The sequence below is a fragment of the Stenotrophomonas sp. STEN038 genome (assembly GCF_056759895.1).
In genome coordinates, this window is sequence record NZ_JBRRDW010000003.1 from 161,058 (window position 1) to 174,951 (window position 13,894).

Consider the following 13,894-nt stretch of genomic DNA (forward strand, 5'->3'; position numbering starts at 1 on the left):
AAAGCCAAACCCCAGCAAACCCTCCCAGAACGTCAACCGCCAAGCGGTTGCGCAGTTCCGTTGCTGATCGCTTCGCGGATCATCTGCTCGGCATCACGATTGGCCTTGGCGCTGGCCGCTGCCTGCTGCCTGCCCAGCTCGGCCTGCTGCTTGCCCAATGCCGCCTGCTGTGCAGCCAGGCTTTCCATCTCCGCACGCATCGCCGGGTTGTCCATCTCCTCGCGGGCCTGTTCCAGCTTGCGACGCGCTGCTTCGTATGCACGGCGCTGTGCATCGCTGCGTTCACCCGAACTCAGTGCCAGCTCCGCCTGCTCACTCGCCAGCTCACCAATCCGTGCGCCAATCTCGCCCATGCGCTCACCGATCTGCCCCTGGCGGTCGCCCAACGCTCCCTGCCGGTCACCCAGACGGCCCTGCGCATCGCCCAGACGCACGCTTTCGGCATACAACCGCTCAAAGCGCGACAAGGTTGCCGCATCACGCACCAGATAGCGTTTGCCATCACGGCGCACCAGCAATACACCCTTGCCATCGTCCAAGCGCTTGGCTTCGCGCAGATCCGCAACGGTGCCATTCATGACGTTGTGGTTGCCCTTGATCAGCACATAGCCATCGTCGTTGTATCTGTTTGAAAGGTGAATCACGCCCTGCGTGCGCAGCGGTTCGGCAGGTGCTGGCGGAGCCGCCGGCGGTGCGGGTGGCACCACCAACGCCGGTGGTGCCGGTGGTGCTGGCGGCGCGGCTGGTACAGCGGCACCGGCGACCACCGTGCGTGTCACCGAACGTGCAACCGGTGCGGTTGGCGCCACCGGTGCGGCGGGCGCGGCCAGAGGGGCCGGCGGTGCGGGCGGCACAGGCGGTGCCGGCATCGCCACCAGACGCAGCGGTGCCACGCCGATCACGGCGACAGCAGCAATGATCAGGGCCGCACCGACGCGCGGGAAAGATGAAGTGTCCTGCAACATGAGCAATCTCCGCTTGAGGCTGAGGAAGGTCGGCGACGCGCTGGCCAAACCAGCGCCCGGCCGGGGAGCAACGCCCAACTGCAACAGCAGGCGTCCGTAGTGTTGGCGGCAGTGCCGGTCACCGGCGACCACCGCGGCATCCACCGCGGCTTCGCGGGCAATGCCGTATTCGCGGGCGGCCAGGTGCACCACCGGGTGGAAGAAGAACAGGTGCTGGGCAAGTGCAGGCACCAATCCCAGCCACAGGTCATGGCGTTGCAGATGCACGAGTTCGTGCGTCAGCGCCATGTCCAACTGGTCGTCGCCCATGCGCTGCAGGCCACGCGCCGGCAGCAGCAACACCGGACGCCATGGGCCAATCAGCTGCGGCGAGTCGATCGCAGTGCTGAGCATCAAGCGCGGTGCGCGGCGCAGGCCATGCGCATCGGCCGCCAGTGCAAGCGCGGCGTTGAGCTTGTGATCGCGGCAGGGCTGCGCGGCACGCAACAGGGCACGACTGGCGCGATACGCCAGCACGGTGCGCAAGGCCATCACCAGCACGCCGGCGGCCCACATCGCCATCAACACCAGGCTCCATGACCAACTGCTGTCCGCCGGCAAGGGCTGCATCACGATGAGCGGCGCGGTAGTCACCGGTGCAGCGGTTACTACAGCCTGCGCCACCATCGGTGCAGCATCGACGGCGGGTAGCAATGGCAACTCCAACGGTGACGCCCAGAACAGGCCAACCACAGCCTGCACCGCCACCAGCCACCACAGCGCGCACTGGGTGCTGGCCGGCAGACGTCGCACGTAGCGGCACAACAGCCACACAAGACCTGCCAACAGCGCGGTCTGCACGCTGGTCGCCAACAGGCGGCTGCCCAACAACTCAAGCGTCATCGACATGGCTCAATCCTCCCGGCGCTGCGACTGCAGCTTGCTGACCAGCGCTTCCAGTTCGGCGAGTTCGTTGTCGCTGACCTCGGCCTTCTCCGACATCCACGCCACGAACGGCGAGATCGAACCCTGCAGGGTCTTTTCGACGAAGCTGCCGACAGCACCGTTGACCACTTCCTGCTGTTCGGCAGTGGAGCTGTAGCGGTACACGCCCTCCTCCTGCTCGCGCTGCAGATAGCCCTTGGTACGCAGGCGCTCCATCATCGTCAGCACGGTGGAACGGGCCAGCCCGCGGGCCTCACCAAAGCGCGCGGCTACCTCGCCGACGCTGGTGGGTTCGTTCTCTCCGATGTACTGCAGCAGGGCCAGTTCCTGGTCCCCGATGGTCTTGCGGCGCATGGCCGTCTCCGTGACTACATTTGTCGTCACGGTAGATCTGCCTACATTTGTAGTCAATAGTCCGGATGGCACCCTGACCGCTGCCGGACTGAACGATTCAGCTGACCGCGCTATCGATCTGCCAGCGTGCGAACTCGCTTTCGAACTCGGCCAGGCTGAGCAGGCCGAGACAAGCATGGGCGCCGACTGGCAATCCCTCGCCACGGGCAAAGCGGCGCGCCAGCAGCACGGCCGCGAGGGTGGGGATCTCCGGGCCGTGCAGCATTGGCGCGGTCAGATCCCAATGCACGGTGCGCTGCAGGCCTCCACGTTGGCCACGCAGGGTGATGCGCATGCCGCCCAGATCAGTGCCGAAGCGATCGAACCAGCGACCGGCGCGGGCAAATACGCCGGCCAGCGCTTCCATCGGCAATGGCAGGCCATGCCGACGCAGCCAGGCCAGCGTCGCCAGGCAACGCGACAGGAACTTCAACTCCAGCGCTGCGCGGAAACGCACGGTCGCCACGCCCGGATAGCGTTGCACCAGCAGCGAGTGGTCCGGCACATCACAGGGCGAAGCCAGGCGCGGACCGATGCGGGCGAAGCGCACCGGTTGTGGCTCGGCCCAACCGATCACCGTCTGCCAACGCCCATCCACCCAGCACTCGAACGGCTTGCCGCAATACGACAGCACCGCGCGCACCGTGGCCATGCCCAGTGGCGTTGCCTGTGCCGGTGCGATCACCATGTCGATGCTGTGCAACTGATCGAACTGTGGAGCGAGCGCATCCACAACCGCGCTGGACAGCGCAGGCAAGGTGCTGGCACCACTGATCGCACTGCGCTTGGTCTGCTCGGCCAGGGCCTGCAGTTGCTGCGGGAAGTCGGCGACAAAGTCGCGACCATCGGCCAGATCGATGTAGTGCATGCCAGCGCGCAGGCAAGCCTGTGCCACGTCGTAACCCTGGCCCTGGAAGGGACCGGCGGTGTGGATGACCACTGCGGCTCGCGTGTTGGCGAGTTGAGTCTCGAAGTCCGGCGCAGCGGTATCCAGCCGGCACAGTTCGATCGTCGCCAGATCCACGCCCGGCAGATTGGCTGCCGCCTGCGAAGGGTTGCGACCGGCAGCGATGACGGTGATGCCCGGCGTGATGGCAAGTGCACGCACGATACGCGCGCCGAAATGGCCGTAACCGCCCAACACCAGAACACGACAGCTTTCCTGCTGCGACATCGGATCTTCCTGCGTTGATTGCTGGGTGGATTATCAGCGAGGAATGAGCAGCTTTGGCCCCTCCCCTTTGGCGCAACCAAGGGGGAGGTTGGGAGGGGGTGGCTTTGGCCGTTGCTTGCGCTGGTTGTTTGTTGCTCCAGCGAACAGCACCCCTCCCCAACCGTCCCCTGCGCCTTGCGCAAGGGAGGGAGCAGATCCGCTGCACCTCGTGCAAGGGAGGGCGCATGCGGCGCTCTTCATGCTCCTCTTACACAAACAACAGCACCCTGCATGCATACCACCGCTCGGAGTCCGCCATGTATCGGATGCTGGTCATCGCCTGTTTCAGCGCCATCACCGCCACTGCCTGCAGCACTGCCCAGGTCAGCCAGGTGCAACCCATCGATGGCGTCATCTCCGGCCAATGTCATACCGACATGATGCGCGGCGCGGTCGGCCTTGCCGCCGGACCGGATACCGTCGAGCGCGCCCGCGTGGACAGTGACAGCCTGCAGGTGCAAGTGGTGCGCGGCAACGATCAACCCGACAGCGCGGCTTCCATCCAGACCCAGGCCTCGACGGGCGGTGATCGCCTGACCATCGAAATCGGCCGCACCAACAACATCACCGCCATGCGCTGCGGCTGAGTCCGCCGTCAACCCGCCCGATGTGCGGCGCGCAGGAAACGCAGTGCGGCGGCCTCCCATTGGCGGGGGCCGCGCAGGGACTGCATCGTGCTGAGCCGGCCATCACGCCAGCCGTCGAACACGCAGGGATCGATATAGGCCTTGCGACACACCGCCGGGGTGTTGCCCAGCATTGTCGCCACCGCAGCAATCACCTGGTTCTGCAAGGCGCTCAGCGCGCGCTCGCCGCCGGTTTCGGGCACCGTGAGCTGGGCCAGCTCACGCAACGCCACCAGCGTGCCGCCCCAGGTGCGGAAGTCCTTGGCGCTGAAGTCAGCGCCGGTGGCGTTGCGCAGGTACTCGTTGACATCGCTTGAGCCGACCGGCCGCACCTTGCCGTCATCGTCGCGGTACTGGAACAACAGCTGCCCCGGCAGTTGCTGGCAGCGTCGCACCAGCGCTGATAGCTGGCGGTCGTCGATGACCAAGGCCTGCGCCTGCCCGGACTTGCCGCGGAAGCGCAGCCGCGCCTTGCCTTCGCCAGCGCGTTCCAGATGGCGGTTGCGCAGCGTGGTGAGCCCGTAGGAATGGTTGGCGCGTGCATAGGCATCGTTGCCGATGCGGGCCAGCGTGCGGCCCATCACCGAGACCACGATTGCCAGCACCTTCTCGCGCGGCAGTCCGGGCAAGGCCAGGTCGCTGCGCACGCACCGACGCAGTCTTGGCAATGCCTTGCCGAATGCAACGATGCGATCGAACTTATTGTCACTGCGCGTGCGTACCCAGTCCGGGTGGTAACGGTATTGCTTGCGCCCGCGCGCGTCGCGGCCGCAGGCCTGCAGATGACCGTTGGCCTGCGCACAGATCCATACCTGGGTATAGGCGGGCGGAATGGCCAGACGCCGGATGCGCTCCAGCGTGGCCGGCGCCCGCACCGGCTTGCCACGCGCATCCACATAGCGGAAGCCGCGCCCGGCGCGCTGACGGACAATCCCAGGTTCTCCATCATGGCTATGACGCAATGCAGGCACTGACGATGTCGCGGCCACCGCTGCTCCAGCAAATAAACGGTGGCGGAGTATCGCGCAGTGCTTTGCGACGCAGCGTCAACATGGCCGTCACTTGGCTATATGCTTGGGATGTCTCTCAACACCCTGGAGTTCCGATGCAGTTCCCGTCGACGCCGTGCGCCCTGCGCCGCCCCGCCGCCCTGATTGCCACCGCCACCCTGATGTTGGCCCTGAGCGCCTGCACCAAGCCGGCCCCGGAAGAACAGGATGAGGCACTGAACCAGTCCCAGCAGGCCGCCGAAGCCGCTGCCGCACCCGCTGAAGCCACGCCGCCGCCGGGCGCTTGTGATGCCAGCCAGGTACAGGGCCTGGTCGGCCAGGCCTATACCGACGCAATGCAGGCCCAGGCCAAGGAAGATGCCGGTGCCAGCGATGTGCGCGTGCTCAAGCCCAACCAGCCGGTCACGATGGAGTTCATAGGCGAGCGCCTGAACATCGAACTTGATGAAAAGGGCACGATCAGCGGCGTGCGCTGCGGCTGAATTGGCAGCGCCAAAGCCTTGCTGGGCAAGGCTTTGGTTGCGCTCGCAACGATGTATTGCGGCGTTGCAACAACTGTGATTTAGTCGAGCCATCCGGTGACCTCAAGGTGCGCTCCAGGTTGAGCACATCATGTGCATTGGATGGGCGCGAGGGCGCTTGGGTCAGGCGTAAGACGCCATCGGGGCGTGCGCCGGGTCTTATCCCAACAGCACGTGCGGCAGCACGGCGCGAACCATCTGATAAGCATGACGTGCTCTGCGAGCGGGCAGGAGTGTCGCCGCTCACCTGAATCGCAGCCGAGGCACAGATGGCAGTCCGCACCCCGCAAGGGCTTTACGACCCGCAAGACGAACGCGACGCCTGTGGTTTCGGCATGGTCGCCCAGCTCGACGACCAGCCATCGCGCCTGTTGGTGGATACCGCCATCGCCGCCCTGTCGCGCATGACCCACCGCGGTGGTGTTGCCGCCGATGGGCTCACCGGCGACGGCTGCGGCCTGCTGCTACGCAAACCCACCGTGTTCCTGCGCCAGTTGGCTGAAGAAGCCGGCATCGCGCTCGGCCCGAATTTTGCAGCGGGTGTGGTGTTCCTGCCGCACGATGCCGTTGCCGCGCAGCGATGTCGTGAGGAACTGGATGCACAGCTGCGTGCCGCCGGCTGCCATCCGCGCGGTTGGCGTGAAGTCCCTACCGATGACAGCGTTTGTGGCCAGTTGGCGCGCGACACGCTGCCGAAGATCGAACAGGTGTTCGTCGATGCCGACATCGAGCAGAGCGCCGAACAATTCGCACTGGCGCTGTTCATGGCCCGCCGCCGCAGCGAACAGACCCTGCGCGATGTCGCTGACTACTACGTCACCACGCTCAGCGCCGAAGCCATCAGCTACAAGGGCATGGTGCTGCCGGACAAGCTGAGCACCTTCTTCCCCGACCTGCAGCGCCACGAACTCGCATCCAGCGTGGTGGTATTCCACCAGCGCTTCTCCACCAACACGATGCCGCGCTGGCCGTTGGCACACCCGTTCCGCATGCTCGCCCACAACGGCGAGATCAACACCATCGAAGGCAACCGCCACTGGGCGCAGGCGCGCAGCAAGGTGTGGAAGACGCCGAAGTTCGACATCGCCGAGCTCGATCCGGTGATCTCGATGCACGGCTCCGATTCGCAGAGCATGGACAACATGCTGGAGCTGATGGTGGCCGGCGGCATGGAGCTGATCCAGGCGCTGCGCATCCTGGTGCCACCGGCAACCCAGTCGCTGGAATTCAAGGACGCTGATCTCGCCGCGTTCTACGAGTTCTACGGTTTGAACAGCGAGCCGTGGGATGGCCCGGCCGGCATCGTCGCCTGCGACGGCCGCTATGCCGCCTGCACGCTGGACCGCAACGGCCTGCGCCCGGCGCGCTGGATGCTGACTTCCGATCGCCACTTCCTGGTCGCCTCCGAAGCCGGCGTGTGGGAAGTGCCGACCGAGCGCGTCGTGCGCAAGGGCAAGCTCGGCCCGGGCCAGATGATGGCCATCGATCTCAAGCGTGGCGACCTGCTCGACTCGGAAGCCATCGACCGCATCAACCGTGCACGTGCGCCCTACAAGCAGTGGCTGCATCAGGGCGTGACCTACCTGCAGACCGAGCTGATCGATCCCTCGCTGGCCGAGGAACCGTTCGACGAAGCGACGCTGTGCAGTTACCACAAGCTGTTCCAGCTCACGACCGAGGAACTGGAGCAGGTGCTGCGGCCACTGGCCGAAACGGGGCAGGAAGCCACCGGATCGATGGGCGATGACACGCCCATCGCCGTGCTCAGCCGCCACACCCGGCCGCTGTACGACTACTTCCGCCAGGCCTTCGCGCAGGTCACCAACCCGCCGATCGATCCGCTGCGCGAAGAATGCGCGATGTCGCTGACCACCCAGCTTGGCAAGGAGACCAACATCTTCCACGCCGGCGCAGAGACGGTGAACCACGTCATCCTCAACTCGCCGGTGCTGAGCCAGCGCAAGCTGCGCCAGTTGCTGAAGATGGATCAGTACGTCGAGCGCAATCGTTTGATCGACCTGTCCTATAGCGTCGAAGAAGGCCTGAAGGCCGGCATCGAGCGCATCTGCGCCGAGTGCGAGCAGGCCGCACGCGATGGCGTGGTGATGCTGCTGCTGTCCGACCGCTACCCGGTCGCTGACCGGCCGATGGTGCATGCACTGCTGGCGACCAGCGCCGTGCATCACCATCTTTCCAAGGTCGGGCTGCGCTGCGACGTCAACCTGATCCTGGAAACCGGCACCGCCCGCGACGCGCACCACATGGCCTGCCTGCTGGGCTTTGGTGCCACCGCGGTGTATCCGTACCTCGCCTACCAAACGTTGTTCGATCTTGGCCGGCGCGGCATCCTGCAATTGAAGAAGGGCGGTGAGGTCTCGCAGATCGGCCGCAGCTACCGCAAGGGCATCTACAAGGGCCTGAGCAAGATCATCTCCAAGATGGGCATCTGCACCATTGCCAGTTATCGCGGCGCGCAGCTGTTCGAGATTGTCGGACTGGATCCAGACGTGGTTGAACTGTGCTTCCCGGATACCGCTGCCCGCATCGGTGGCGTTGGCCTGGCGCGTCTGGATACCGAAGCACGCGAGCTCACCGTGCGTGCCTGGAACGATCTGGCGCAGCCGGAAGTAGGCGGCCTGCTCAAGTACGTGCACGGCGGCGAATACCATATGTACAACCCGGACGTGGTGATGACGCTGCAGCGCGCATCACGCACCGGCGATGCCGAAGATTGGCGCAAGTACATGGACGCGGTGCATTCGCGCCCGACCTCGGCGCTGCGCGATCTGCTGCAGCTCAAGCCTGCAGCAACGCCGGTGCCGCTGGACGAGGTGGAACCGGCCGAAGCGCTGTTCAATCGTTTCGATACCGCTGCGATCTCGTTGGGCGCACTGTCGCCGGAAGCGCATGAGGCGCTGGCGATTGCGATGAACCGCCTCGGCGGCCGCTCCAACTCCGGCGAAGGCGGCGAAGATCCGGCGCGCTACGGCACCGAGAAGCGTTCCAAGATCAAGCAGGTCGCCTCCGGCCGCTTCGGCGTCACCGCCGAATACCTGGTCAATGCCGAAGTGCTGCAGATCAAGGTCGCGCAGGGCGCCAAGCCCGGCGAAGGCGGCCAGCTGCCCGGCCACAAGGTCAACGAGCTGATTGCGCGCCTGCGTTACGCCAAGCCCGGCATCGGCCTGATCTCGCCGCCGCCGCATCACGACATCTATTCGATCGAAGATCTGGCGCAGCTGATCTACGACCTGAAGCAGGTCAATCCGGATGCACTGGTGTCGGTAAAGCTGGTATCGCATGCCGGCGTCGGCACCATTGCCGCGGGCGTGGTGAAAGCCGGCGCCGACCTGATCACCGTATCCGGCCACGACGGTGGCACCGGTGCCTCGCCGATCAGTTCGATCCGCTATGCCGGCGTGCCGTGGGAACTGGGCGTGGCCGAATCGCATCAGGCGCTGGTCGGCAACGACCTGCGCAGCCGCACCATCCTGCAGACCGACGGTGGCCTGAAGACCGGCCTGGATGTGGTCAAGGCCGCACTGCTCGGCGCCGACAGCTTTGGCTTCGGTACCGGCCCGATGATCGTGCTCGGCTGCAAGTACCTGCGCATCTGCCATCTCAACAACTGCGCCACCGGCGTCGCCACCCAGGACGAGCGCCTGCGTGCCGGCTACTTCACCGGCCTGCCGGAACGCGTGGAGAACTTCTTCCGCCTGTTGGCCGAGGAAGTGCGCGAGTGGCTGTCGTATCTGGGCGTGCGTTCGTTGGATGAGATCGTCGGCCGCACCGATCTGCTGCAGCAGCTGGAAGTGTCGCCGCGCGAAGGCGTCAAGGTCGATCTGTCGCGTCTGCTTGCGCCTGCGCATTACGACGGTGCGCATTGCGCCGCGCAGCGCCTGTACCAGTCGCCGGACAGCCTGGCCACGCAGATGGACAACCTGCTCGCCGCTGCCATCGCCAACAAGCAAGGTGGTGAGCATCGCTTCCTGATCCACAACACCGACCGCTCGGTGGGCACGCGCCTGTCCGGCACCATCGCCCGCGCGCATGGCAACCACGGAATGAGCGAAGCGCCGTTGAGCCTGCGCTTCCGCGGCACTGCCGGGCAGAGCTTCGGCGCATTCAATGTTGGCGGTTTGAATCTGGAAGTCGAAGGCGAAGCCAACGACTACGTCGGCAAGGGCATGGCCGGCGGCCGCCTGGTGGTACGTCCACCGCGCGGCGCCCGCTTCGAGGCACGCAACACCGCCATCATTGGCAACACCTGTCTGTACGGCGCTACCGGCGGCGAGCTGTTTGCCGCAGGACGCGCTGGCGAACGCTTCGGCGTGCGCAACTCCGGCGCACTGGCGGTGATTGAAGGCGCCGGCGACCACTGCTGCGAGTACATGACCGACGGTGTGGTCGCGGTGCTCGGCAAGGTTGGCCTGAACTTCGGTGCCGGCTTCACTGGTGGTCTGGCCTATGTGCTCGACGTCGATCGCGATTTCGTCGACCGCTACAACCACGAGTTGATCGACATCCATCGCATCTCGACCGAAGGCTTCGAGAACCATCGCCAGCACCTGCACACCTTGATCGGCCGTCACCGCGAGTTGACCGGCAGCATCTGGGCACAGCAGATCCTCGACGAGTTCCGCGATTACGTCGGCAAGTTCTGGCTGGTCAAACCCAAGGCCGCCAGCATCGAGTCGCTGGCCGAATCTTTGCGCCGCGCCGCTTGACGGCCTGAGCCCCTCTCCCGCCCGCGGGAGAGGGCCGGGATGAGGGCCGCTTCAAAAGCCCCTCATCCGCCCCTTCGGGGCACCTTCTCCCGCCTGCGGGAGAAGGGCTCCTCCCTGACGTAACGAGTTCCCATGAGCCGCAAGCAAGCCTTCCAGTTCCTCGATCTGCCCCGCACCATGCCGCAGCGCATTCCGGTGGAATTGCGCACATCCGGCGATTGGGGCGAGCTCTACGGCAAGTTCGAAAAGGCCGATGCGCAGTACCAGGCCGGCCGCTGCCTGGATTGCGGCAACCCGTACTGCAGCTGGAAATGCCCGGTGCACAACGCCATCCCGCAGTGGCTGCAGCTGGTGCAGGAAGACCGCATCCACGAGGCGGCGACGCTCTGCCATTCCACCAACCCATTGCCGGAAGTCTGCGGCCGTGTCTGCCCGCAGGATCGCCTGTGCGAAGGCAGCTGCACGCTGGAGGAATTCGGCGCGGTCACCATCGGCGCGGTCGAGAAGTACATCGTCGATACCGCGTTGGCCACGGGCTGGAAGCCTGATCTGCATGCCGTTGAGAGCACCGGCAAGCGCGTGGCAGTCGTTGGTGCAGGCCCCGCAGGTTTGGCCTGTGCCGATCGCCTGGCGCGTGCCGGCGTGCAGGCCGTGGTATTCGATCGCTACGAACAGATTGGTGGCCTGCTGCAATTCGGCATCCCCAGCTTCAAGCTGGACAAGACCGTGATAGACCGTCGCCGCGAGATTCTCGAAGGCATGGGCGTGCAGTTCCGCCTTGGCGTCGAAATCGGCCGCGACATCAGCATCGAACAGTTGCAGAGCGACTACGACGCGGTGTTCCTGGGCACCGGTGCCTACCGTTACACCGACGGTGGCCTGATCGGCCAGGACCTGAAGAACGTGTTGCCGGCACTGCCGTTCCTGGTGCAGAACAGCCGCATCGTCAGCGGCAACGACCCGAAGGGGCGGCCGATTGCCGGCTGGGAAGACCAGATCGCCCTGCCCGACCTCAACGGCAAGCGCGTTGTGGTGCTCGGCGGTGGTGACACCGGCATGGACTGCGTACGCAGCGCAATCCGCCTGGGCGCAGCCAAGGTGACCTGTGCGTACCGTCGCGATGAAGCCAACATGCCGGGTTCGGCCCGCGAAGTTGCCAACGCCCGCGAAGAAGGCGTGCGCTTCCTGTTCAACCGTCAGCCACTGGCGATTGAGGCGGGTGCTGATGATGAAGTGATCGGCGTGACCGTGGTCGAGACCGAACTCAGCGCGCCGGATGCCAATGGTCGTCGTAATGCGGTGGCCATCGAGGGCAGCGAGTCGCTGCTCGAAGCCGATGTGGTGATCATCGCGTTTGGCTTTTCGCCGACGTTGCCGGAATGGCTTTCGTCGCAGGGCGTGGAGGCCAGCAGCAATGGTCGCATCATTGCGGGTGGTTCGGCGCGCCTGCCGTTCCAGACCCACAACGCAAAGCTGTTTGCCGGTGGCGATGCGGTGCGCGGCGCGGACCTGGTGGTGACGGCGGTCGCGGAAGGGCGCGACGCTGCTGAAAGCATTGTTGCGTTGTTGAAGCGCTAGAGCCCAGCAAACGCGGTGAGGCGTTAGAAGCTAAAAGCGCCCTCACCCCTACCCCTCTCCCGTTGAAACGGGAGAGGGGATTACTCCGGCATTGTTTGTCTGAACAGCACTGGGCTCGCGGCTTCGGCAGTGGGCTTTGGACTATCCGTTCACCCGATAGCACAGCATTCCCTTCTCCCGCATGCGGGAGAAGGTGCCCGAAGGGCGGATGAGGGCAGCTTTGGCTTTGGCTTCGGCTATTGCCTTTGCTTTGGCCCCAACCCCACCAACCAGCCGACACCCAGCTGCCCTACACTCAAGCGTTCCGCACACAGGGAAATCGCAATGCGCATCGGTCTGGCCGCAAACCGTCTCCATCACGAAAGCGGCGACGCTGCGTTGTTCCGTTGGCTCCGTGCAAGTGAGGGCGGCATCCGCGAACTTGGCGTCGAATTGCACGCCGTTGGCCGCACCTACGACGCCATTGCCAGCACCCATCCTCTACAGGATTACCCCGGACTTCAGCGCTATCCAAACGGTCGCGAAGGCGGTTTGATGAAGCTGGTTGCCGAAGTCGTAGGCATGGGCACACCCGAGCGTACTCTCGACGGCGCGATCTACTTCATCGACCCGGTCGATCCTTCATCGGTGTTCCCTGAGGCCATCGCACTCAAGCGCCAGTGCGTCATCCACGGCAAGCCTTTCATCTCCACGGTAGCCACCGCACGCGACTGGATTGAAATGGAGCGCATCCACGCCGGCTTCGCTCCGGATCCAGGCGCCGATGATCTGCACGACTTCAGCGGGCAGACGCTTGCCCTGATCGCCCACGACGCCCGCAAACCGCAGATGCTTGCCTTCGCCGCCGAGCATTTCGACGTGTTGTCGCAGTTCGAACAACGCATCGGTACCGGCACCACCGGTCAGCGCTTGAACGAGATGGCTTGGAGCCGCGGCTGGCCACGTGACCAGGAATGGATCCACCGTTTCCAGAGCGGCCCGCTTGGTGGCGATGCGCAGATCGCCGATCGTGTACTTGAGCACCGTTGCCAACGCGCGATCTTCTTTGAAGACCCGCATGTGGCGCGCCAGCATGAAGCGGACATCCAGTTGCTCGAGCGTGCGGTAACCACCGTCACTGATGAAGCGGTGTGCATCACTGCACCGAATATTGCTGCCCGTTGGGCAACTGCCGTACAGATACGCCAGAAACCCTGACTGTAGTGCCGAGCCATGCTCGGCATCGGCTTACTAGGCGATGCCAGCAGAGCCCCTACGCTGTGGCTGTGGCTGTGGCTGTGGCTTTGGCTTTGGCTGTGGCTGTGGCTGTGGCTCTGGCTCTGGCTGTGGCTGTGGCTTTGGCCATTGCTCCAGCTGTTGCCTTAGCCCTTCTCCCGCCTGCGGGAGAAGGGTTGGGATGAGGGGAGCTTTTGGCTTTTGGCTCTTGGCTCTTGGCTTCGCTCAAGCCTTTCCACGTCGTTGTTTCTACGCGCTTCGCGGCTTACGCCGCTCCCACAAAAGCCTGCCACCGCTGCCCAAAGCCTGTCTTTGCGCCAGGCAAAGAAAAACCCCGCTGCTTCTGGCAGCGGGGTTTTAGTTTAAATCCTGACGATGACCTACTCTCGCACAGCTTAGGCTGCACTACCATCGGCGCGGCTACGTTTCACTTCCGAGTTCGGGATGGGATCGGGTGGTTCCATAGCGCTGTTTTCATCAGGAAGACGGTTTGAGCAGCGCGTTGCGCCAACTCCAATGCGTTTCCTTGCGGAACATAACCCAGGCTCAAAAACACCCGGCTTACATAAAAAGACAAACCCCGCTGCGTGAGCAGCGGGGTTCTAGGTAAAAACCCTGACGATGACCTACTCTCGCACAGCTTAGGCTGCACTACCATCGGCGCGGCTACGTTTCACTTCCGAGTTCGGGATGGGATCGGGTGGTTCCATAGCGCTAATTTCATC

The 13,894-nt window shown here is 64.6% G+C and carries 9 protein-coding genes and 2 rRNA genes; 5 read left to right on the plus strand and 6 right to left on the minus strand.

The window, feature by feature from the left end; translation table 11 throughout:
- Positions 1 to 32: 32 nt before the first annotated feature.
- The 3 genes from ACVOLS_RS02345 to ACVOLS_RS02355 all read right to left on the minus strand — a co-directional run bounded on the left by ACVOLS_RS02345 (position 33) and on the right by ACVOLS_RS02355 (position 3,456).
- Positions 33 to 1,853 (minus strand): M56 family metallopeptidase, encoded by a 1,821-nt coding sequence (locus ACVOLS_RS02345; protein ID WP_481544305.1) that lies wholly within the window; start codon positions 1,851 to 1,853, stop codon positions 33 to 35.
- Between the two features lie 3 nt (positions 1,854 to 1,856).
- Positions 1,857 to 2,243, minus strand: a complete 387-nt coding sequence (locus tag ACVOLS_RS02350; RefSeq protein ID WP_481544306.1) for a BlaI/MecI/CopY family transcriptional regulator — start codon at positions 2,241 to 2,243, stop codon at positions 1,857 to 1,859.
- A gap of 97 nt (positions 2,244 to 2,340) precedes the next feature.
- The gene (locus ACVOLS_RS02355) at positions 2,341 to 3,456 is read right to left on the minus strand and encodes a saccharopine dehydrogenase family protein (RefSeq protein ID WP_481544307.1); all 1,116 of its coding nucleotides are present in this window, start codon (positions 3,454 to 3,456) and stop codon (positions 2,341 to 2,343) included.
- A gap of 296 nt (positions 3,457 to 3,752) precedes the next feature.
- Here ACVOLS_RS02355 and ACVOLS_RS02360 point away from each other — a divergent pair, with 296 nt between their 5' ends.
- Complete coding sequence (locus ACVOLS_RS02360; protein WP_481544308.1) at positions 3,753 to 4,082, plus strand: hypothetical protein; 330 nt, start codon at positions 3,753 to 3,755, stop codon at positions 4,080 to 4,082.
- Between the two features lie 8 nt (positions 4,083 to 4,090).
- On the opposite strand, the gene ACVOLS_RS02365 is transcribed toward ACVOLS_RS02360, so the two are convergent.
- Complete coding sequence (locus ACVOLS_RS02365) at positions 4,091 to 5,143, minus strand: DNA topoisomerase IB (RefSeq protein WP_481544321.1); 1,053 nt, start codon at positions 5,141 to 5,143, stop codon at positions 4,091 to 4,093.
- Between the two features lie 83 nt (positions 5,144 to 5,226).
- Here ACVOLS_RS02365 and ACVOLS_RS02370 point away from each other — a divergent pair, with 83 nt between their 5' ends.
- The 4 genes from ACVOLS_RS02370 (at position 5,227) to ACVOLS_RS02385 (ending at position 13,151) form a co-directional block, all read left to right on the plus strand.
- Entirely contained in the window at positions 5,227 to 5,613 is a 387-nt protein-coding gene (locus tag ACVOLS_RS02370; RefSeq protein ID WP_481544309.1) for an I78 family peptidase inhibitor, read from the plus strand.
- 308 nt (positions 5,614 to 5,921) lie between these two features.
- A complete protein-coding gene (gltB, locus tag ACVOLS_RS02375; RefSeq protein WP_481544310.1) occupies positions 5,922 to 10,376 on the plus strand; it encodes a glutamate synthase large subunit in 4,455 nt (1,484 codons plus the stop codon).
- A gap of 132 nt (positions 10,377 to 10,508) precedes the next feature.
- Positions 10,509 to 11,954, plus strand: a complete 1,446-nt coding sequence (locus tag ACVOLS_RS02380; RefSeq protein ID WP_481544311.1) for an FAD-dependent oxidoreductase — start codon at positions 10,509 to 10,511, stop codon at positions 11,952 to 11,954.
- 324 nt (positions 11,955 to 12,278) lie between these two features.
- A complete protein-coding gene (locus ACVOLS_RS02385; RefSeq protein ID WP_481544312.1) occupies positions 12,279 to 13,151 on the plus strand; it encodes a methylglyoxal synthase in 873 nt (290 codons plus the stop codon).
- Positions 13,152 to 13,536: 385 nt separating this feature from the next.
- Here ACVOLS_RS02385 and rrf (ACVOLS_RS02390) read toward each other — a convergent pair.
- Together rrf (ACVOLS_RS02390) and rrf (ACVOLS_RS02395) are read right to left on the minus strand one after the other, a co-directional pair.
- Positions 13,537 to 13,651 (minus strand): 5S ribosomal RNA (rrf, locus tag ACVOLS_RS02390).
- Between the two features lie 131 nt (positions 13,652 to 13,782).
- A 5S ribosomal RNA gene (rrf, locus tag ACVOLS_RS02395) occupies positions 13,783 to 13,894 on the minus strand; the annotation flags it as partial.